General features: G+C 74.0%; 16 protein-coding genes. 6 read left to right on the top strand and 10 right to left on the bottom strand.

Annotated elements, in window-relative coordinates; genetic code table 11:
• Window positions 1-7: 7 nt before the first annotated feature.
• Complete coding sequence (locus tag MQV74_RS18955; protein ID WP_242719242.1) at window positions 8-976, bottom strand: SDR family NAD(P)-dependent oxidoreductase; 969 nt, start codon at window positions 974-976, stop codon at window positions 8-10.
• An 83-nt stretch (window positions 977-1,059) separates the two neighbouring features.
• On the opposite strand from MQV74_RS18955, the gene MQV74_RS18960 reads away from it, so the two are divergent.
• On the top strand, window positions 1,060-2,016 hold the full coding sequence (locus tag MQV74_RS18960) for a cyclase family protein (RefSeq protein WP_242719244.1): 957 nt from the start codon (window positions 1,060-1,062) through the stop codon (window positions 2,014-2,016).
• A gap of 521 nt (window positions 2,017-2,537) precedes the next feature.
• Here the strand turns inward: MQV74_RS18960 and MQV74_RS18965 are convergent.
• From MQV74_RS18965 to MQV74_RS18975, 3 genes are all read right to left on the bottom strand, one after another.
• A complete protein-coding gene (locus tag MQV74_RS18965) occupies window positions 2,538-3,005 on the bottom strand; it encodes an ATP-binding protein (protein ID WP_242719246.1) in 468 nt (155 codons plus the stop codon).
• A 486-nt stretch (window positions 3,006-3,491) separates the two neighbouring features.
• The gene (locus tag MQV74_RS18970; protein WP_242719248.1) at window positions 3,492-4,352 is read right to left on the bottom strand and encodes an acyl-CoA dehydrogenase family protein; all 861 of its coding nucleotides are present in this window, start codon (window positions 4,350-4,352) and stop codon (window positions 3,492-3,494) included.
• Window positions 4,353-4,360: 8 nt separating this feature from the next.
• Window positions 4,361-5,494, bottom strand: coding sequence for an acyl-CoA dehydrogenase family protein (locus tag MQV74_RS18975; RefSeq protein WP_242728834.1), 1,134 nt, complete (start codon window positions 5,492-5,494; stop codon window positions 4,361-4,363).
• 169 nt (window positions 5,495-5,663) lie between these two features.
• On the opposite strand from MQV74_RS18975, the gene MQV74_RS18980 reads away from it, so the two are divergent.
• Entirely contained in the window at window positions 5,664-7,214 is a 1,551-nt protein-coding gene (locus MQV74_RS18980; RefSeq protein WP_242719250.1) for a class I adenylate-forming enzyme family protein, read from the top strand.
• Between the two features lie 104 nt (window positions 7,215-7,318).
• Here MQV74_RS18980 and MQV74_RS18985 read toward each other — a convergent pair whose 3' ends face one another.
• Together MQV74_RS18985 and MQV74_RS18990 are read right to left on the bottom strand one after the other, a co-directional pair.
• Window positions 7,319-7,810, bottom strand: a complete 492-nt coding sequence (locus MQV74_RS18985) for an EF-hand domain-containing protein (RefSeq protein WP_242719252.1) — start codon at window positions 7,808-7,810, stop codon at window positions 7,319-7,321.
• A gap of 283 nt (window positions 7,811-8,093) precedes the next feature.
• Complete coding sequence (locus MQV74_RS18990; protein ID WP_138960330.1) at window positions 8,094-8,468, bottom strand: STAS domain-containing protein; 375 nt, start codon at window positions 8,466-8,468, stop codon at window positions 8,094-8,096.
• Window positions 8,469-8,740: 272 nt separating this feature from the next.
• Here MQV74_RS18990 and MQV74_RS18995 point away from each other — a divergent pair, with 272 nt between their 5' ends.
• Entirely contained in the window at window positions 8,741-9,349 is a 609-nt protein-coding gene (locus tag MQV74_RS18995) for a sigma-70 family RNA polymerase sigma factor (RefSeq protein ID WP_242719254.1), read from the top strand.
• Window positions 9,346-10,701, top strand: coding sequence for a zf-HC2 domain-containing protein (locus MQV74_RS19000; protein WP_374120644.1), 1,356 nt, complete (start codon window positions 9,346-9,348; stop codon window positions 10,699-10,701). Before MQV74_RS18995 ends, MQV74_RS19000 begins: the two co-directional genes overlap by 4 nt.
• A gap of 9 nt (window positions 10,702-10,710) precedes the next feature.
• Here MQV74_RS19000 and purU read toward each other — a convergent pair whose 3' ends face one another.
• Both purU and MQV74_RS19010 read right to left on the bottom strand, forming a co-directional pair.
• The gene (purU, locus tag MQV74_RS19005) at window positions 10,711-11,616 is read right to left on the bottom strand and encodes a formyltetrahydrofolate deformylase (protein ID WP_242719256.1); all 906 of its coding nucleotides are present in this window, start codon (window positions 11,614-11,616) and stop codon (window positions 10,711-10,713) included.
• 52 nt (window positions 11,617-11,668) lie between these two features.
• Window positions 11,669-12,169: an SCO4402 family protein gene (locus tag MQV74_RS19010; RefSeq protein ID WP_242719258.1), complete on the bottom strand. Its 501-nt coding sequence runs from the start codon at window positions 12,167-12,169 to the stop codon at window positions 11,669-11,671.
• A gap of 286 nt (window positions 12,170-12,455) precedes the next feature.
• Between MQV74_RS19010 and MQV74_RS19015 the strand changes: the two genes are divergently transcribed.
• Complete coding sequence (locus MQV74_RS19015) at window positions 12,456-13,586, top strand: ABC transporter substrate-binding protein (protein ID WP_374120645.1); 1,131 nt, start codon at window positions 12,456-12,458, stop codon at window positions 13,584-13,586.
• A 19-nt stretch (window positions 13,587-13,605) separates the two neighbouring features.
• Here the strand turns inward: MQV74_RS19015 and MQV74_RS19020 are convergent, their stop codons facing one another.
• Both MQV74_RS19020 and MQV74_RS19025 read right to left on the bottom strand, forming a co-directional pair.
• A complete protein-coding gene (locus tag MQV74_RS19020) occupies window positions 13,606-15,435 on the bottom strand; it encodes a hypothetical protein (RefSeq protein ID WP_242719262.1) in 1,830 nt (609 codons plus the stop codon).
• A gap of 208 nt (window positions 15,436-15,643) precedes the next feature.
• Entirely contained in the window at window positions 15,644-17,032 is a 1,389-nt protein-coding gene (locus MQV74_RS19025; protein ID WP_242719263.1) for a transcriptional regulator, read from the bottom strand.
• Window positions 17,033-17,422: 390 nt separating this feature from the next.
• Between MQV74_RS19025 and MQV74_RS19030 the strand changes: the two genes are divergently transcribed.
• Window positions 17,423-18,085: a bifunctional DNA primase/polymerase gene (locus MQV74_RS19030; protein WP_138960338.1), complete on the top strand. Its 663-nt coding sequence runs from the start codon at window positions 17,423-17,425 to the stop codon at window positions 18,083-18,085.
• The last annotated feature ends 39 nt before the right edge of the window (window positions 18,086-18,124 follow it).

Raw genomic sequence — 18,124 nt, forward strand, 5'->3', positions numbered from 1 at the left:
GCCGGGCCTAGGCGGTGGGGCCCGACGCGGACCCGCCGGCCGGGCCTCCGGGCGGGGCGCCCGGGCCCGCGTTGGGCCGCGCACCCTCCGCCGCCGCCCGCGCCATCGCCTCCACCCGCTCCAGGAGCGGCATCGGGTCGGCACCCACCGTGCCCGGCAGCAGGTCCGCGATCCGCTGGGGCGTCCAGCCGCCCTCGGCGTACGCGGCCCGCAGCTCGCGCGGCTGCGCCCACACCGCGATCTTGGGCCCGGCGACGGTGTACACCTGCCCGGTGATCCGCTCGTCCCGAGCCCGGTCGCTGAGCAGATACACCACGAACGCCGCGACGTCCTCCGGCTCGCCGATCTCCGTCAGCTCCATCGGTACGTTCGCGGACATCCGGGTGCGCGCCACGGGCGCCACCGCGTTGGCGGTCACGCCGTACTTGTGCAGACCGAGCGCGGCGCTGCGCACCAGCGAGATGATCCCGCCCTTGGCCGCACTGTAGTTGGCCTGCGCCACGGAGCCCTGGTGGTTGCCGCTGGTGAAGCCGACGAGGGTGCCGGAGCGCTGGGCGCGCATCACGGCGGACGCGGCCCGGAAGACGGTGAAGGTGCCCTTGAGATGCGTGGCGAGGACCGGGTCCCACTCCCGCTCGGTCATGTTGAACAGCATCCGCTCGCGCAGGATCCCGGCGACGCACACGGCCCCGTCGAGCCGCCCGTACGCGGCGCGGGCCACGTCGACGACGCGCTGCCCGCCCGCCATGGTGGAGATGTCGTCGGCGACGGCCACCGCCTCGCCCCCGGCCGCCTCGATCTCCTTGACCACGGCGTCGGCTATCTCGCTCGTGGGCTCGCCGCCCTCGACCGACACCCCGTAGTCATTGACGACGACCTTGGCGCCCTCGGCCGCCGCGGCGAGGGCGACGGCCCTGCCGATGCCGCGCCCGGCGCCCGTCACGGCGACCACCTTGCCTGCCAAGAAGTTCCCCACACCGGCCCCTTCCCGCGGTTTCTGACGGACCGTTAGATTCTATGACCCGTCAGACACGGTGAGACAAGCCCCGGGGAGGACCCATGTCGGCTCCGCTGCGCGGACCGGACCTGCCGGCCATGCCGCCCGAGTTCCACAAACTCGCCGAGCGGGTCAACAACTGGGGCCGTTGGGGCGCCGACGACGAACTGGGCACCCTGAACCTGATCACCGACGCGGTGGTGCGCGAGGCCGCCGCCGAGGTGCGCACGGGCCGCCGCGTCCCGCTCGCGCTGCCGCTGCGCCACGACGGCGTCCAGGCGGGCCTGATCCCCGGCCGGGTCAACCCGCTGCACACGATGGTGCAGATCAACCAGTGCCTCTTCGGCCCCGGCACGGTCGCGACCAGCGACGACGCGGTCACCATGGGCCTCCAGGCGGCCACCCACTGGGACGCCCTCCCGCACGTCTCGCACTCGGGCCTGCTCTACAACGGCCGCCCCGCCGACAGCGTCACGGCCCACGAGGGCGCCCGCTTCAGCGGCATCGAGAAGGTCCCGCACCTCCTCTCGCGCGGCGTCCTGCTCGACGTGGCGCGCGCCCACGGCCTGGACCGGCTGCCCGGCGACCACGCGGTGACTCCCGAAGACCTGTCCCTGGCCGAGGAGTTCGGCGGCGTCACGGTGCGCGCCGGGGACGTCGTCCTCGTCCGCACGGGCCAGGTCCAGCTCTATCTGGCGGGCGACAAGCACGCGTACGCGCTGCCGTCGCCCGGGCTCTCCTGCCGCACCCCGGAGTGGTTCCACGCGCGGGACGTGGCGGCCGTCGCCAACGACACGCTCACCTTCGAGATCTTCCCGCCGGAGATCGAGAACCTGTGGCTGCCGGTGCACGCCCTCCACCTGGTGGAGATGGGCATGCTCCAGGGCCAGAACTGGAATCTCGAAGAGTTGTCCACAGCCTGTGGAGAAGAGCGGCGCCACAGCTTCCTGCTCGCGGCGATGCCCGAGCCGTTCACGGGCGCGACGGGCACCCCGGTGGCCCCGGTGGCCGTCTTCTGACCCGTGCGGAGTTCGGGTGGCGGCGCGTCGGCGCTCCGCCCCGAGCGCGTGACCGCGCGCCGCCATCCGGCTCCGGCGTACGAGCCCCGCCCCCCTTCTGCCCTGAAAGGAGCGCGACGCCGAATCGCGAACCGCACCTCGCCGAGGACCGGGCCACAGGCTCCACCGTCCCTCGACGTCCCCTCGCGGCGAATCGCTGCCCACCAGCGTGATCAACCGAATACGGTACGTCAACACCCGTCCGGGGATTTATGAATTATGCCGCTTTTGCACCGCCCGCGCACGGCCGCGCACCGTGGCACGCGACGGCGCACGCGCCAGCACACCGGGGGCACGACGAGCATCCGACAAGCGACGCCACCCAGCCGTCAGCGGCACCGTCAAGCCCGTCCGGCGTTCGAGGGCGAGGCGCGAAGCGCCAAGAGAAGCGGGGGCACGGGGGCGGCAGCCCCCGGTTCGGGAAGGGGCGCCCGCGCGCGGAGCGCGCTGATGGACACAGTGAGGCGCACCGCGAGGGAAGGTCAGCGCACCCCGAGAGCAACCTCTTCATACGCGAGCCCCCGCGAAGCGGAAGCGGCGGCGGCGTCGCACCGATCGACCTCGCACCAGATCCGCTTGCCGCCCCCCTCCGGCTGCCAGCCCCACCGATCCGCGAGCCCGTCCACGAGTTCGAGCCCGCGCCCGTTGGTCTCGTCACCTTCCGCGTGCCGCGGCCGCGGCGGCCGCGCGCTGCGGTCCGTGACCTCGACGCGCACCGTGCCGGGCTCACTGGCGGGCACACCGGGGAGCCGCATGCGCAGGACGGCCGGACAGCCGGTGTGCACCACGGCGTTGGTGACGAGCTCCGAGATCAGCAGGATGAGCGTCTCGGCCAGCGGCTCGTCCGCCGCTATGCCGGACCCGGCGAGCCGTGACCGCGCCCATCTGCGGGCCCGCCCCACTTCCGCGGGGTCCGGCCCGACTTCCAGCTGAACTTGAAGCACCTGCACCGCTCACACCATCCGAACCGGCGGACACAACGCCTCGTGACGCCCCGGGGTCACGGAACGTGAGCCCCTGAGGAGACAGCATGGTTGACGTACAGTCACCCCAACAAGCGCTTCGGGCATATTCCAGCGCGAAGGAGTACGCGTGCGGCATACTGTGCGACGCGCGCCGCAGGGGGTCGAACAGGCGGGCGCTCGGCCGCGTCCTGTGCGGCGAGCGGAGCGCGTCACCAGGCGCGGAGCTGCCTCGGGGGCAACACCGGCACGGCTCGGCCTCAGGACCACTCGCATCTGACACAAGGTACCGGAGCCGGGCGCCGACTCCGCGTCGCGACGAGTCACGCGTAGGACACAACCCGATATCGACGCTCAGTAGCCTTCCCGCCGTTTCCGAGTTTCTCAAGTCGATCAAGCCGCCCGCCAGCACTGCGTGACGAAGCGACCCCAACGAGCGATGCGGAGGCCGGGGCACGGCGGCCGCACGCCGCGTCACAGCGCGGCGGCCAGCTCCTCCTCCGCGCGGGCCGCCGTCGTGCCGAGTCCGGCCCGCACCCAGGCCCGCTTCAGATGCAGGTGCACGTCCGCCTCCCAGGTGAACCCCATGCCGCCGTACACCTGGAGGCAGTCGCGGGCGTTGCGCGCGGCGGCGTCGTCGGCGAGGAGTTTGGCCCCGGCCACCTCGCCCGGATCGCCCGTGACGGCGGCGGCGTACACGGCGGCACGCGTCACCTCGGTGCGCACGAGCAGCTCGGCGCACAGGTGCTTGACCGCCTGGAAGGCGCCGACGGGCTGCCCGAACTGCTCCCGCTCGCGGGCGTATTGGACGGCCAGGTCGCGGGTGCGGCAGGCCGACCCGAGCTGTTCGGCGGCGAGCAGCAGCGAGGCGTCGCCCGGCGCTCCGGCGCGCCCGCCCGGGACGCGGTGCAGGGGCGTCAGCGGGTCCACGGAGCGCAGGGCCTCGGCGCCGGTGGCGTCCCCCAGGACGACGTCGGCCGCGTCGAGCCAGGGAACGAGCGTGCCGTCCACGGCGGTCACGACCACCTCGCCGGCCGCCGCGCCCTCGACGTCGCCCGCCGCGAGGAACGTCGCCGCCAGGGGCCCGGGCAGCAGCGCCCGCCCGGCCTGCTCGAAGAGGAGCACCGCCTCGGCGGCGCCGAGGCCGAGCCCGCCGCGCGCCTCCGGGACGCACAGGGCGAAGAACCCGGCCTCGCCGAGGGCCCGCCAGAGCCCTCGGTCGAGGCCGGGCGCGGCCACGGCGGCCCGCAGCGCCTCCCGGCCGAAGCGGCGTTCGAGCAGCGCGCGGAAGCCGTCGCGCAACGCCCCCTGGTCGTCGCCGGGTTGGAAGTCCACTTGGGCCGTCACCGCCCCTTCGGCAGTCCGAGGATCCGCTCGGCCACGATGTTCCGCTGGATCTGCGAGGTGCCCGCGGCGATGGTGTACGACAGCGAGGAGAGCCGCTCCCGGGTCCAGGGTCGCCCCAGGTCGAGGGCCCCGTCCCCGAGGACCTCGGCGGCGGCGTCGTACAGCTCCTGACGTGCGTGCGAATAGCGCAGCTTGAACACCGAACCGCCCACGCCGGGCACGCCGCCGGTGCGCTGGGCCTCGCTCACGTTCCACTGCGTGAGGCGCCACAGGGCCTGGAACTCGGCGCTCAGGCGCCCGAGTCGGCGGCGCAGCACCGGGTCGTCCCAGCGGCCGTTCGCGCGGGCCTCGCGGGCGAGCTCGCCGAGCACGCGGCGGCAGGCGACCACCTCGCCGACGAAGGCGGTGCCGCGTTCGAAGGACAGCGTCACCATGGTGACGCGCCAGCCGTCGTCCTCGGCGCCGACCCGGTTGGCGACGGGCACGCGCACCTCGTCGAGGAAGACCTCCGCGAACTCCGTGGACCCGGCGAGCGTCCGCAGCGGCCGCACCGTGATCCCCGGCGCGTCCATCGGCAGGGCGAGCCAGCTGATGCCCCGGTGCTTCGGCGCTTCGGGGTCGGTCCGCACGAGGAGTTCGCACCAGTCGGCGACCTCGGCGTGCGAGGTCCAGACCTTGGAGCCGCTCACCACGTAGTGATCGCCGTCGCGCCGCGCGCGGGTGCGCAGCGACGCCAGGTCCGATCCCGCGTCCGGTTCGCTGAAGCCCTGACACCAGACCTCGTCGCCGCGCAGGATCGGCTCCAGCCAGCGGGCCCGCTGCTCGGGGGTGCCCTCGGCGGCGATGGTGGGCCCGGCGTGCAGCAGCCCGACGAAGTTCGCGCCCACGTACGGCGCCCCGGCGCGCTCGCTCTCCTCCAGGAAGATCATCCGCAACGTGGGCGACGCCTCCCAGTGGACGTCCGCGTACCCGGCGTCGTACAGCGTCCGCTGCCAGCCGGTGTCGTACGCGCGCCGCCCGGGCCAGTCGAGCGGGTCCGGCCGCTCGGGCAGCTTGGGCAGCACGTCGGCGAGCCAGTCCCGCAGCCGGGCGCGGAAGTCCTCCTCCTGCGTGGTGTACGAGAGGTCCACCGGGGTCACCCGCCTCGACAGTTTCTGATGGGCCGTCAGGCGGCAGGCTAGCCCCGCGCCCCTGGACCAACAAGGCGTGGCGCCCTACGCTCTGCGCACGATCTGACGAAGCGTCAGCAACGGGCGCCGTCGGGCCGTTCCGTCGTCCGGCCGTCCGAGGGGGCACCCCGTGACCGACACCGCCCACGCGCTCGCCGCCAGCCGCACCCTGTGGGAGCTGATCGAGCGGCGCGCCGCGCTCACCCCCGGCGCCCCCGCGCTCGTCCAGGCGGCCGACGACCCCGGCGACGACCGGACCCTCACCTTCGGCGGCCTGCGGGAGCGCTGCGAGCGGGTCGCGGCGGGCCTGTACGAGCGGGGGGTCGGGCCCGGCACCGTCGTCGCCTGGCAGCTGCCCACGCGCATCGAGACCGCCGTGCTCTCCTTCGCCCTGGCCCGGCTCGGCGCCGTCCAGTCCCCCGTCATCCCGTTCTACCGCGACCGCGAAGTCGGCTTCGCGCTGCGCGAGTCCAAGGCCGAGTTCTTCGCGGTGCCCGGGGTGTGGCGGGGCTACGACCACACGGGGCTGGCCCGCCGCCTCGGCGCGCGCGGCGTCTTCACCGCGTACGACGAACTGCCCGACGGCGACCCCGGCACGCTGCCCGCGCCGCCGCGCGACGGCACGGCCGTGCGCTGGATCTACTGGACCTCCGGCACGACCTCCGACCCCAAGGGCGTGCTGCACACGGACCGTTCGCTGATCGCGGGCGGCGCGTGCCTCGCCCACGCCCTGAAGCTCTCCCCGCGCGACGTCGGCTCCATGGCCTTCCCCTTCGCGCACATCGCGGGGCCCGACTACACGGTGATGCTGCTCCTGTACGGCTTCCCCGCCGTGATGTTCGAGCGCTTCGCGCTGCCGGAGGCCCTGGACGGCTACCGGCGCCACGGGGTGACCGTCGCGGGCGGCTCCACCGCCTTCTACTCGATGTTCCTCGCCGAGCAGCGCAAGGACCCCGACCGGCCCCTCGTCCCCACCCTCAGGCTGCTCGCGGGCGGCGGCGCCCCGAAGCCGCCCGAGCTGTACCACGCCGTGGTCCGCGAGCTGGGCTGTGAGCTCACCCACGGCTACGGCATGACCGAGGTCCCCATGATCACGATGGGCTCCCCCGACGACAGCCCCGAGCACCTCGCCACCACGGAGGGCCGCCCGCCCGCGGGCATGGAGATCCGCGTCACCGACCCCGCGGGCCGGCAGCTGCCCGCCGGCGAGGACGGCGAGGTGCGGCTGCGCGGCGAGGCCGTCTGCCGCGGCTACCTCGACGCGGCGGCGACCCGCGAGGCCTTCGACGCCGACGGCTTCCTGCGCACCGGCGACCTCGGCCACGTCCTGGCCTCCGGGCACCTGGTGCTCACCGGCCGCGCCAAGGACGTCATCATCCGCAAGGGCGAGAACATCTCCGCCAAGGAGATCGAGGACCTGCTGCACGGCCACCCCGCCGTGGCCGACGTGGCGGTGATCGGCCTGCCCGACCCCACCCGCGGCGAACGCGTCTGCGCCGTCGTGGAACGCGCCCCCGGCGCCCCCGCCCTGACCCTCGCGGAGGCGACCGCACACCTGCGCACCGCGGGCCTGTCCGTCCACAAGCTCCCCGAACAGCTGGAACTCGTGGACGAACTGCCGCGCAACGACGCCCTGCGCAAAGTGCTCAAGTACCGATTGCGGGAGCGGTACGCCGGCTGAAGACGGCGGGACAGCGCTCCGCGCCGGGGCCCGGCCTGCGGAGCCGGGAGTCACGGGTGGGCGGGTGGGAGAAATCCGCCGCGAAGCGGCGGCACGGGAACCCGCTACTCAGGGACGGTGAAGTACGACGCGAAGGCCGCCAGGACCTGCTCCTCGGTCACCGGCCCGAGGCCCTGCGCGGCCAGGGCCGCGATCTCCCGCTGCACGCCCAGGGCCCGCAGGGCCCGCTCCACGTCCGCCCCCTGTACGGCCCCGTCGCCGTCCGCCAAGGACAACGCCGCGTGCAGGAACGGCCGCGCGATCTCCGCGAACCGCGCCGGGTTGTCCCGCAGCCGCTTCACGGCTCCGCCCACGAACTCGTCCCGGGTGATCCGCTGGTCCCCGTCGCGGTCGGCGATGCCCGCCATGCCCTGCCAGAACGCCTCGGCGCCGATGTACAGGGCCTGGCCCTTCTCGGACCGCGCGGTCACCCCGAACTCGGCGAGCAGCGCCGCGGCCGCCGTGCTGAAGTCCTCACGGGAGATGTAGCCGTTGCCGTCCTGGTCGAAGGTGGCGAAACGGGCCGCGATCCTACGCTCGTACTCGGCACTGTCCATGGTGTTGGGGCCGCCTCACTTCTCATGCGGTGGAGTCTTCCGGCGCGGCCGTGGGCCGCCCCGGACGTCCTTCAGGTATCTGTCCAGCGAGCGTACGACGCCGTCGGCCGCCGGGAGGCGGAAAAGCGACGCTTGTGCCAAGACCGCGGGAATTCCGCGACAAGAGCGTGTCGCGGACGCGCCCCGGGCCCGGCGGTGGCGCCGACGGCGGCATCCGCTCGGAAAGGTTGTACCAGCAAGCCGATCTTGGCGGGGAGACGGGGTTCCGCTTCTGCCGCGGGCCCTACGCCGACAGGGGTTCCGCCGCGTCGTCCACGGCCCGCTCCGCGTCCGGGTACACCTCGAACAGGCGCCGTACGCCGAGGGCCGCGAGGACCCGGTTGACGTGCGAGCCCTCCACCGCCCCCCGGGCGGGCAGGATCAGCCGCAGACGGCCCCGGCACGAGCGCATGAGGCGGCGCGTGGCGATCAGTACGCCCACGCCACTGGAGTCGCAGAACAGCACGTCGGACAGGTCGAGGACCAGGCTGCGGCGGCCCTCGGCCACCGCCTCGTGCACCCGCTGGCGCAGCACCGGCGACGTCAGGAGGTCCATCTCACCCGAGACCCGCAGCACGGCCCAGCCCTGCTGCTCGCCGACGGCAACCTTCAGCGTCACGCGCCACGCCTCTCGTCCACCGAACCCACCAGAACCCCTCCGCTTCCCTGCTTCGCGGCTGCCCCACCGTCGTTCCATGAAACACCAGGCCCGCGCGGGCACGGGAAGCGGGCGTTGCGGACGAGCCGGTCAATATCATCCGCGGCGCCCCGAAGCCCCGCGTTGCCGCAAAGAGCGGGAAAGCACGGGGAAAGACAGGTGCGTCCTCGGGGACGCCGACTACATTCGATTCAACGGTGAAGGTGAGCACGGCGAGTGCACGAGGGGGCCGCATGCCGAAGGACGCGCCGCGTCGTTGGGACCGCCGCATGCAACAGCGGCTCTCCCACGGGGAAGCGGCGGCACTCGGAGAGCTGTACGACCGCTTCGCCTCGCTCGTGCACGGCCTCGCGCACCGCGTGCTCGGCGACGTCGCGGCGGCCGACCGCATCACGCGCGACGTGTTCACGCACGTGTGGGAGAACCCCGACGCGTACGACCCCAAGCAGGGCCCGCTGCGCTCCTGGATCGCCACGCTCGCCCACCAGCAGGCCGTGCGCAGGCTGCGCCAGACCGAGTCCGCCGCGCTCGCCCGGGGCGGCGCGGGCACCACGGAGGACCTGGAGCGCAAGGTGCGCCGCGCCTCCGCCGCCGCCCGCGCCGACTACATCGTCACGGCCATGCCCGCCCCGCTGCGCGCCGCGCTCGAACTGGCCTACTTCCAGCGGCGCGACTACCGCCAGACCGCCGCCGACCTCGGCGTCACCGAGGACGAGGCCCGCCGCAGGCTCCGCCTCGGCCTACAACTGCTCTCCACCGCCCACGACGCCACCGCGACCGCCTTCGGCGACGGCCCCTCCGATCAGGACCACGGCGCGCACGGGTACGGGAGAGCGCTGTGAACTGGCCGGGCCGCCCCGATCCGTACGGCAGCGGGGACGAGGGCACGGGCCGCGGGCCCGACGAGGAGTTCCCCGCGGGCGGCGGGGCCGCGGGCGCCGGGCGGGACGGCGGCGGCGTCGGCAAGCCGCGCATACCGGCCCCGCGCGCCTCCGTGGAGGACACCGGCGCTCCCCTGCCCGACGCCGGGCCCGCCGGGTTCGCGCCCGAGCCCCTCGTGCTCGACCACCGCGTACTGAAGTCCCTCCTCGGGGCGTGGGCGCTCTCCGCCTGTTCCGCCGCCGAGTCGATGGCCGTCGAGGAGCACCTCGGCGACTGCGGGCCGTGCGCGGAGGAGGCACTGCGGCTGCGGGACGCCGTCGGGCTGCTCCACCCCGAGGAGAGCCTCGACCTCGACCCCGGCCTGCGCACCCGCGTCCTGGCGAGCTGCCTCGGACGGCGCCCGCCCCGCATCCCGCTGCCGGAGTGGGCCGCTCCGTACGACGCGGAGACCGCCCGGCTCGACGCGCTGCTCCAGGACATCGGGGACTCCGAGTGGCACGCCCCGGTGCGGCTGCGCTGGTTCGACGACGACCACCCCGTGACCCGCAAGACCACCGTCGCGGGAGTGATCGCCCACCTCCTCGCCGTCGACGGCCTGGTCGGCACCGCGCTCGGCCTCGACGACCCGCTGGGCGCCGGGGCGCCGCCGAGCCTCGACCCGGGGGAGCGCACGGAGGCGTACTGGCGCGCGTCGCAGTTCCCGCCCACGCGGGCGGTGCGCGGGCCCTGGCGGGACCAGACGCACGAGCTGATCCGGACGGTGTCGTTCGCGGGCGGCGGATCCGGGCGGCTCGCGGTGACGTACGGGATCGCGCCGGACGCGCCCGGCGGCCCGGCCCAGCGGATCGAGCTGCCGCTGCGCGACTCCATGCTGGAGCGGGCCTTCGAGTGCTGGATCCACGCGGAGGACATCGCGCAGGCCGTCGACTACCCGTACGAGCCGCCCGCGCCCCGGCATCTGCACCACATGATCGACCTGGCGGCGCGGCTGCTGCCCGCGACGCTGGCCGAGCGGCGCCGGGCCGGGCGTGCGGGGCCCGCGCGGGAGCTCGTCGCCGCGGGGGCGCCGGGGCGCAGCCTGCGTCTTGAGGTCGAGGGCGTCGGAGGCGGCGAGTGGCTGATCCCGCTCGACTCGCCCGGGGCCAGCGGCTCCGCCGACCTGGAGGTCGCGCACGTGGCCCTGGACGGCGTGGAGTTCTGCCGGCTCGCCGCGGGCCACGTGTCCCCCGAGGAGGCAGCAGCGGGCCAGGTGGGCGACCGCGAAGCCATCCGGGACGTCCTGTTCGCCGCTGCGTCCTTGAGCCGCATGTAGCGGCGGAGGTCAGGCGAAGACGACCGTGCGGTGGCCGTTCAGGAGGATGCGGTGCTCCGCGTGCCACTTGACCGCCCGGGCGAGGGCCTGGCACTCGACGTCCCGCCCGATGGCGACGAGCTGCGCGGGAGTCACCTCGTGCCCCACCCGCTCGACCTCCTGCTCGATGATCGGCCCCTCGTCGAGGTCCGCGGTCACGTAGTGCGCGGTGGCACCGATCAGCTTCACGCCGCGCGCGTGCGCCTGGTGGTACGGCCGCGCGCCCTTGAAGCTCGGCAGGAACGAGTGGTGGATGTTGATGATCCGCCCGCTGAGCTGCTTGCAGAGGTCGTCAGAGATCACCTGCATATAGCGGGCGAGCACGACGAGCTCGACGTCCAGGTCCCGGACGAGCTGAAGGAGGCGCGCCTCCGCGTCGGCCTTGGTGTCCTTGGTGACCGGGATGTGGTGGAACGGAATCCCGTACGAGGCGGACAGCTCGGCGAAGTCCGTGTGGTTGGAGACGACGGCCGCGATCTCCACCGGCAGGGCGCCGATGCGGGAGCGGAAGAGCAGGTCGTTCAGGCAGTGGCCGAACTTGGAGACCATCAGGACGACCCGCATCCGGTCCTCGGCCCGGTGGATCTGCCAGTCCATGTGGAACGAGTCGCCGATCGCGGCGAAGCTCGCGCGCAGCTTGTCCACGGTGACGGGCGACTCCGCCGAGAAGTGGACCCGCATGAAGAACAGTCCGGTGTCGTGGTCGCCGAACTGCTGGCTGTCCTCGATGTTGCAGCCGGTCATGAACAGATAGCTCGACACGGCGTGCACGATGCCCTGTTTGTCCGGGCAGGAGAGCGTGAGGACGTACTGCTCGGCGCGGTCGGTCGTGCGGTCGGTGCGCTGGTCGCTCACGGCGGCGGACTGCTCGTTCATCCGCCCAGGGTCCCATATCCGGACGGGCCCCCCGGCCCCGTACCGCGGCCGCTCAGGCCGACCGCGTGAGGATGCGCAGGACCTCCAGGGTGCGCGGCGCGCTGTCCGGGTCGTCGTCGTCACCGGTCGCGAGCCGTACGTGCGCGTCCCGCGCCGCCCGCACCGCCTCCGGCCACCCGGGGTGGTCCAGATACGCGGCGACCGCGGCGTCGGGGCCCACCTCGTGCATGATCCGCAGGACCCGCAGCACGGCCGAGTCGACGAGGGCCGCCTCCTGGGAGTCGCGGAAGATCGTCCCGACGTATTTCTCCGCGGACCAGTTGTCCAGCCACGTATCCTCGACAAGGCGGTACACGGCGTCCGTCACGTCCCCGTACTCGTCGCGACCGGCGAGCCAGCACTCCCGCTGGAACTCCTGGTCCGAGAGCATGTGGAGCGCGGAGCGCACATTGCAGCGCCAGCGCCACCACGGCATGTCGTTCGTTGGCATGGCGCCTATGGTCCTTGACCGACGGCCGCGACGGGAAGACTTCTCCGAACCTTGCACGGTCATCGATCGTACGTTCCCACACGTTCCCCGCTTCCCGGGCCCCACCCGTTCACGTGTTCGTCACCGACCGTTGGGTGGGCGTCACTCCCTGGTTGTTCCCCTAGCGGAATCGTGCGGGTCCATGGCCGCCTTGCGACGCGTCTTCCTCCCCCGCCCCGCCGAGACCGCGCACCGAGCGCGCACAGCCGTGCTCAGCGCGGCGGCGCTGGCGGCGTGCGCGTCCCTGACGGCCGGCTGTGGGGTCATCCCCGGTACCACGGGGGGTTCCGGGGATGCCCCCATCACCGTCATGACCTGGGCGCCGGACGGCACCCGGGCCACCAACAAACCCGGCATGCCCGCGATGGCCAAGGCGTTCGCCCGCTGGGTCAACGCGAGCGGCGGCCTCGACGGCCACCAGCTCAAGGTCATCACCTGCAACGACCACAACGACCCGGTGGAGGCCGCGGGCTGCGCCCGCCGGGCCGCCGAGGAGAAGGCGGTCGCGGTCGTCGGCTCGTACAGCCAGCACGGCCGGTCCTTCATGTCCCCCCTGGAGGTCGCGGGCATCCCGTACATCGGCGGCTACGGCCTCACCGACGACGAGTTCTCCAGCCCGCTGTCCTACCCCGTCAACGGCGGCCAGCCCGCGCTGCTCGCGGGCAACGGACGCCAGCTCGCCGGGGTCTGCGACCGCGTGTCCCTGGTGCGGCCCGACACCACCACGGGCGACAACCTCTCCAAGCTCCTCGACTCCGGCCTCGCCGAGGGCGACCGCGCCGCCTCCGCCGACATCCGGGCGCCCGAGGACGCCTCGGACTACACCTGGCAGGCGCGGCAGGCCCTCGAACGCTCCGCGCGCGGCGGCAAGAAGGGCTGCGTGGCGGCGGCGCTCGGCGCGCGCACGGACACGTTCTTCGACTCGTTCCGGCGCGTCGAGGAGGGCTATCCGAAGGTGCGCACCGCCTCGGTACTCGGCAGCGTCGACCAGACCCTCCTGGACCGCACCGGCGGCGCCGACGGCCCGTACGAGGGCGCGTACGTCACCGGCTGGTACCCGGCCGAGCGCGACAAGCGCTGGGAGCCGATGCGCGAGGTGATCCGCGAGCACGCCTTCGACGACACCCGCGTGGACCCCTCGGACGCGGGCGTGCAGACCACCTGGATCGCGTACACCGTGCTGCGGCAGGCCGTCGAGTCGCTGAACGGCGGCGAGGTGACGTCCGGGGCCCTGCGCAAGACCCTCGACCAGGGCCTGCGCGTGGACACCGGCGGGCTCACGCCGATGCTGAGCTGGCGCTTCGACGACATGCTCGCGGCGGGCGAGTACCCGCGTCTGGTGAACGCGGACGTGACCTTCCAGGTGGTGCGCGACGGCCGCCTGGTGGTGACGCGCAGGTCGTTCGTGAACGTGCAGAAGACCCTGGAGTCCGTCCGCTGACCCACGCGCCGCGCCCCGGCTAGAGCTGCGTGGGGTTCCGCTTGGTCAGGCCGTGTTTGTCCGCGATCGCGTTCCACAGCGCCGCCGCCTGCCGCTTGGCCTTGGTGGCCTCGCCGCTCGCGCGGTTGCCCGCCGCCGTCTGCGGGGTCGTGCGGGCGCGGCCCTTGTGGCAGCCCTTCTTGCCGCCGACCTGGTCGGCCCAGGCGGCGTAGTGGTCGTCGGCCGACGCGGAGGCCTTCCAGGCGCGGTTGAGCGCGGCGGTCAGCCGACCGTTCGAGGGCAGCTTGTCGACGGTCAGGCCCGACAGGCGGCCGACGAGGCCGTTGCGCTGCTTGGCCGCGTCGCGCAGGTCGGCCGCGGACTGCCGCAGGTTCTTGCACGTGCCCACGTTGCGCACGGCCCTGATCACCGACTCGCGGCTGTCGTTGCTGTCCGCGAGGAGCTTGTCCAGGGCGACGGCCTGCCGCTTGACGGGGTCGGCCGACGGGGACGGCTTCGCGCTCTCCTTGTCGTCCGAGGCCTCCGACGAGGTCGCGGCCAGCGGCTCCTTGCTGTCGGAGTTCTCCGCCTTCGCGTCCCCGCCGCCACCGGCGAGCATCGCGCCCGCGCCGACGCCGACCACGGCGATGGCCACGCCGACGGCGACGAGCAGCGGGGTCTTGGATCCCGTACGCCCCTTCCGGCGCGAGGCGGGTTCCGGCACCGGGTCCGGCGCCGCCGCGGCGGCCGGGACGAGGGGCATCTGCTGGGTGGAGGAGGCGCCCTCCGACTCCTGGCGGAAGAGGCTGTCGAACTCGGCGGGCGGCTGCCGCTCGCCGTACCCCCCGGCGGCCGCGGCCGGAGCGGGCGGCCCTTCGTCGGTGACGGGGGCGATGAACTGGGTGGGCGCGTTGTCGCCGTGGAAGGCGGGCTCTTCGGGTACGACGTCCGCGGCCTGACCGAGGAACTGTGTGGAGTCGGCACGGCCGAGGAACTGCGTGGAGTCCCCCGCGGGCATCGCGTGCCCCGCGCCCCCCGCGGGCATCTCGGGCGGCAGCGCGCCGGGCCCGACCGGGGGTATGTACTGCGTCGCCTGCGCGTCGGGCCCGCCCGGCAGCGGCTGCCCCGCGCCGGTGGGCCGAAGGACCTGGGTGTGCTCGGCGGCCGGGACGGGCGGCACGGGGCCCGCGGGCGGCAGCGGCTGACCGTGGCCCATGGACGGCGGCGCAGGGGTCTGGCCGAGGGGCGGCGGCGTGGGGCCCTGGTCCACGGGCGGCAGCGCGTGGGACCGGTCCGCGGGCGGCAGGCCGTAGTCCTGGCCGGCGTGGGGCGGCACGTGGGGGTGGCCCTGCGCGGGGCCGGGCGGCGGCAGCGGCCGGCCCGGCACGGCGCCCGGCGGCAGCGGCTGGCTCTGCGCGGCGGGCGCAAACGTCTCGCCGTAGCCGGTCCTGTCCTGTCCCAGGGGTGGCAGCGGCTGCCCGTACCCCGGGGCCCCGTGCTGCTCCGGCGGCAGCGCGCCCGCGCCCGCCGGGCCGCCGTACGACTGCTGCGGCGGCGTGCTGGGCGGCAGGGGCGTGCCCTCGGGGGGCAGCGGCATCCCGCCCGCGGGGCGCGGCGCGGCCCCGGCGTCGCCCCGGTCGGCCCAGGCCTCGCTCTCGCCCCAGGCCTGGCCGGGGCCCGCCGGTGGCTGGGTGGGTTCCGGACCCCACGGCTCGCCCCAGGGGCTGCCGACCGGCGGGGCCGCCTGGTGGCCGCCGGGCATCAGGGGTTCGCCACCGTCCGCGGGCAGCACGATGCCCTCGTGGGCGTGCCGCTCCGCGGGCTGCCGCGGGTCGGAGGACGCGGCGCCCTGACCGCTCTGCTGCGTCACCGGGACTCCTACTTATGGGGGACCTTCGGAACGTCGGCTCACGCTACCGGGTCCCCGTGGCCGTCTGCCACGCAGCTCAGAGCACTCTGATGACGCCCTTGTCACAGACGCCGCGGGAGTAACGGAAGTTGCGCGGGAGACGCTGTTCAAGGGGCGCCGCGGCCGCACCGCGTGCGACCGGCCGCCCCGGACGCGCCTCCCGCCCGCCTCACGCGGCCTGCAGCTCGACGCGCGCGCCGAACTCCCGCACCACCGGCTCCTCCCGGTACGGCTCCAGGCGCTGCTGGAAGTCCTCCAGATACTCCGCGCCGCGGTTGGAGCGCAGGGTGCCGAGGAGCTCCACGGCCTTCAGGCCCGTGTGGCAGGCCTGTTCCACGTCGCGCCGCTGCACCTGGGCGGTGGCGAGCAGCACGAGGCCGATCGCACGCCGCCGCGCCCGGGTCTCCGGATGCCCGGCGAGGGCCTCCTCCGCGCGCCTGGCCGCGCCGTCCGCCTGGCCCAGATCGCGGTGGCAGTGCGCCAGTTCGTCGGCCAGATAGGCCTGGTCGAAGTGGCGGATCCAGACCGGGTCGTCGCCGGACTGCTCGCCGCCGACGGCCCGCTCCATCGCCTCGACCGCGCGGCCCGCGACGGCCTGGGTCGACCGGGCGTCGCCGAGCAGCGCGTGTCCCCGGGCCTCGGCGGCGTAGAACATGGACTCCGCGCGCGGGGTGACGCGCCCGCGCGCCCCCTCCTGCGCCGCCCGTGCGAGCTGGGCGATCTCGCGGGGGTTGCCGAGCTGGGCGGCGAGGTGGCTCATCGAGGCCGCCAGGACATAGCCGCCGTACCCGCGGTCGCCCGCGGCCTGGGCCAGGCGCAGGGCCTGGATGTAGTACCGCTGGGCGAGGCCGGGCTGGCCCGTGTCCACCGCCATGTACCCGGCGAGCTCCGTCAACCGCGCGACGGCCGCGAACAGTTCGCGCCCCACCGCTTCCCGGTACGAGCCCGCGAGCAGCCCGGAGACGACGGAGTTCAGATAGTGCACGACGACCGGTCGCACGTGTCCACTGCCGTACTGGTGGTCCAGTTGCGTCAGTGCCTCGGTCATGGCCTTGACCGCCGCCACGTCCGAGAGGCCGACGCGCGGCCCCGCCGTGCGGCCCACCTGCGGGTCCGGCGAGGAGATCAGCCAGTCACGGCTCGGCTCGACGAGCGCGGACGCGGCCACGGAGGAGCCGGACAGGAAGTCCCTGCGCCCCACGTCGCTGCGCCACAGCTCGCAGACCTGCTCGATCGCGCCGAGAACGGTGGGCGAGAACTGCAGTCCCACCCCGGAGGCGAGGTTCTTGCCGTTCGCCATGCCGATCTCGTCGATCGTGACCGTGCGCCCCAGCTTGCGGCCGAGCGCCTCCGCGATGATGCCCGGGGCGCGACCGCGCGGCTGCTGCCCGCGCAGCCAGCGCGCCACCGACGTCTTGTCGTAACGAAGATCGAGACCGTGCTCCGCCCCGCACATGTTGACGCGGCGGGCCAGACCGGCGTTCGAGCAGCCGGCTTCCTGAATGAGTGCTTGCAGCCTTTCGTTGGGCTGCCGCGCGACGAGTGGCCTGGCGGCCATGGCGTACCCCCTGTGTGCACCGTGGACCATCTGGTACTTCGGGTCGGATGACGAATGAGGAACGGTCCCGGACTGGTCCGTCCGAGCCGCCCAGATGATCAATGCCCGGGAAACAACCGGAAGATGCACCACAAACACCCACAAACACACCACACCCTGCTACAACGCATCGCAATACATCGCAACATGGCACAACGCGTCACACGTCAGCGAGCCGGGTGAACTCGGGTGAACTCCGACTGCCCCTGGACGTGGCTACCCGCGCTCGGCCCCCCTTGCCCATGCGCGCCCCCACTCGTGCACCCATGCGCCCCGTAGCGGGAACGATGCTCCTCCCCCGCGCACATGACGGGCCGTAACCGGAGCTGACGAGCGGAAGTTGAGGACTCCGTGGAAGAGACCATCGGAGTCACGTCAGCCGCGCAGATCCCGAAGCAGCGCGGAGAGGCCCTGCAGGATTCAGCCGTACGGTACGCGGAGGAACGGCACTGGGACGTCTTCCCCGGCGCCTGGCTCGAGTCCGTCGACGGTACGTGGCGCTGCTCGTGCGGCGACGCGGCGTGCCCCGCGCCCGGCGCACACGCCGTGCGCGACGACTGGCCGACGCAGGCCACGGGCAGTGCGACCGTCGCGCGCCGCCTCTGGGCGAAGCAGCCGAACGCCTCGATCCTGCTGCCGACCGGCCGTACGTTCGACGCCGTCGACGTCCCCGAGACCGCCGGGTTCCTCGCCCTCGCCCGCATGGAGCGCATGGAGCTGACGCTCGGCCCGGTCACGTGCACGCCCGACCGGCGCATGCAGTTCTTCGTCCTGCCCGGCGCCGCGGCGAAGGTTCCCGACCTCGTCCGCAAGCTCGGCTGGCCGCCCGCGACCCTCGACCTCGTCACCCTCGGTGAAGGGGCGTACGTGGCCGCGCCGCCCACGCGTTTCGGCGCCTCCGGAGCCGTGCAGTGGGCCTGCCGCCCCACCGCGGCCAACCGCTGGCTCCCGGACGCCGAGGAAATCATCTCCCCCCTGGCCTACGCCTGCGGCCGGGAGGCCCGCCGGAGGTGACGGCCGGGCCCCGCGCCGCCGACGTATCGTGCACACCAC

Source organism: Streptomyces sp. AN091965, from assembly GCF_022698285.1.
Taxonomy (GTDB): domain Bacteria; phylum Actinomycetota; class Actinomycetes; order Streptomycetales; family Streptomycetaceae; genus Streptomyces.

Bases quoted from the DNA above. Each gene is read 5' to 3' on its own strand.
- MQV74_RS18960 (WP_242719244.1), top strand. From the start codon at position 1,060: ATGTCGGCTCCGCTGCGCGGACCGGACCTGCCGGCCATGCCGCCCGAG.
- MQV74_RS18985 (WP_242719252.1), bottom strand. From the start codon at position 7,810: ATGGACAGTGCCGAGTACGAGCGTAGGATCGCGGCCCGTTTCGCCACC.
- MQV74_RS18995 (WP_242719254.1), top strand. From the start codon at position 8,741: ATGCCGAAGGACGCGCCGCGTCGTTGGGACCGCCGCATGCAACAGCGG.
- purU (WP_242719256.1), bottom strand. From the start codon at position 11,616: ATGAACGAGCAGTCCGCCGCCGTGAGCGACCAGCGCACCGACCGCACG.
- MQV74_RS19010 (WP_242719258.1), bottom strand. From the start codon at position 12,169: ATGACCGTGCAAGGTTCGGAGAAGTCTTCCCGTCGCGGCCGTCGGTCA.
- MQV74_RS19015 (WP_374120645.1), top strand. From the start codon at position 12,456: ATGACCTGGGCGCCGGACGGCACCCGGGCCACCAACAAACCCGGCATG.
- MQV74_RS19025 (WP_242719263.1), bottom strand. From the start codon at position 17,032: ATGGCCGCCAGGCCACTCGTCGCGCGGCAGCCCAACGAAAGGCTGCAA.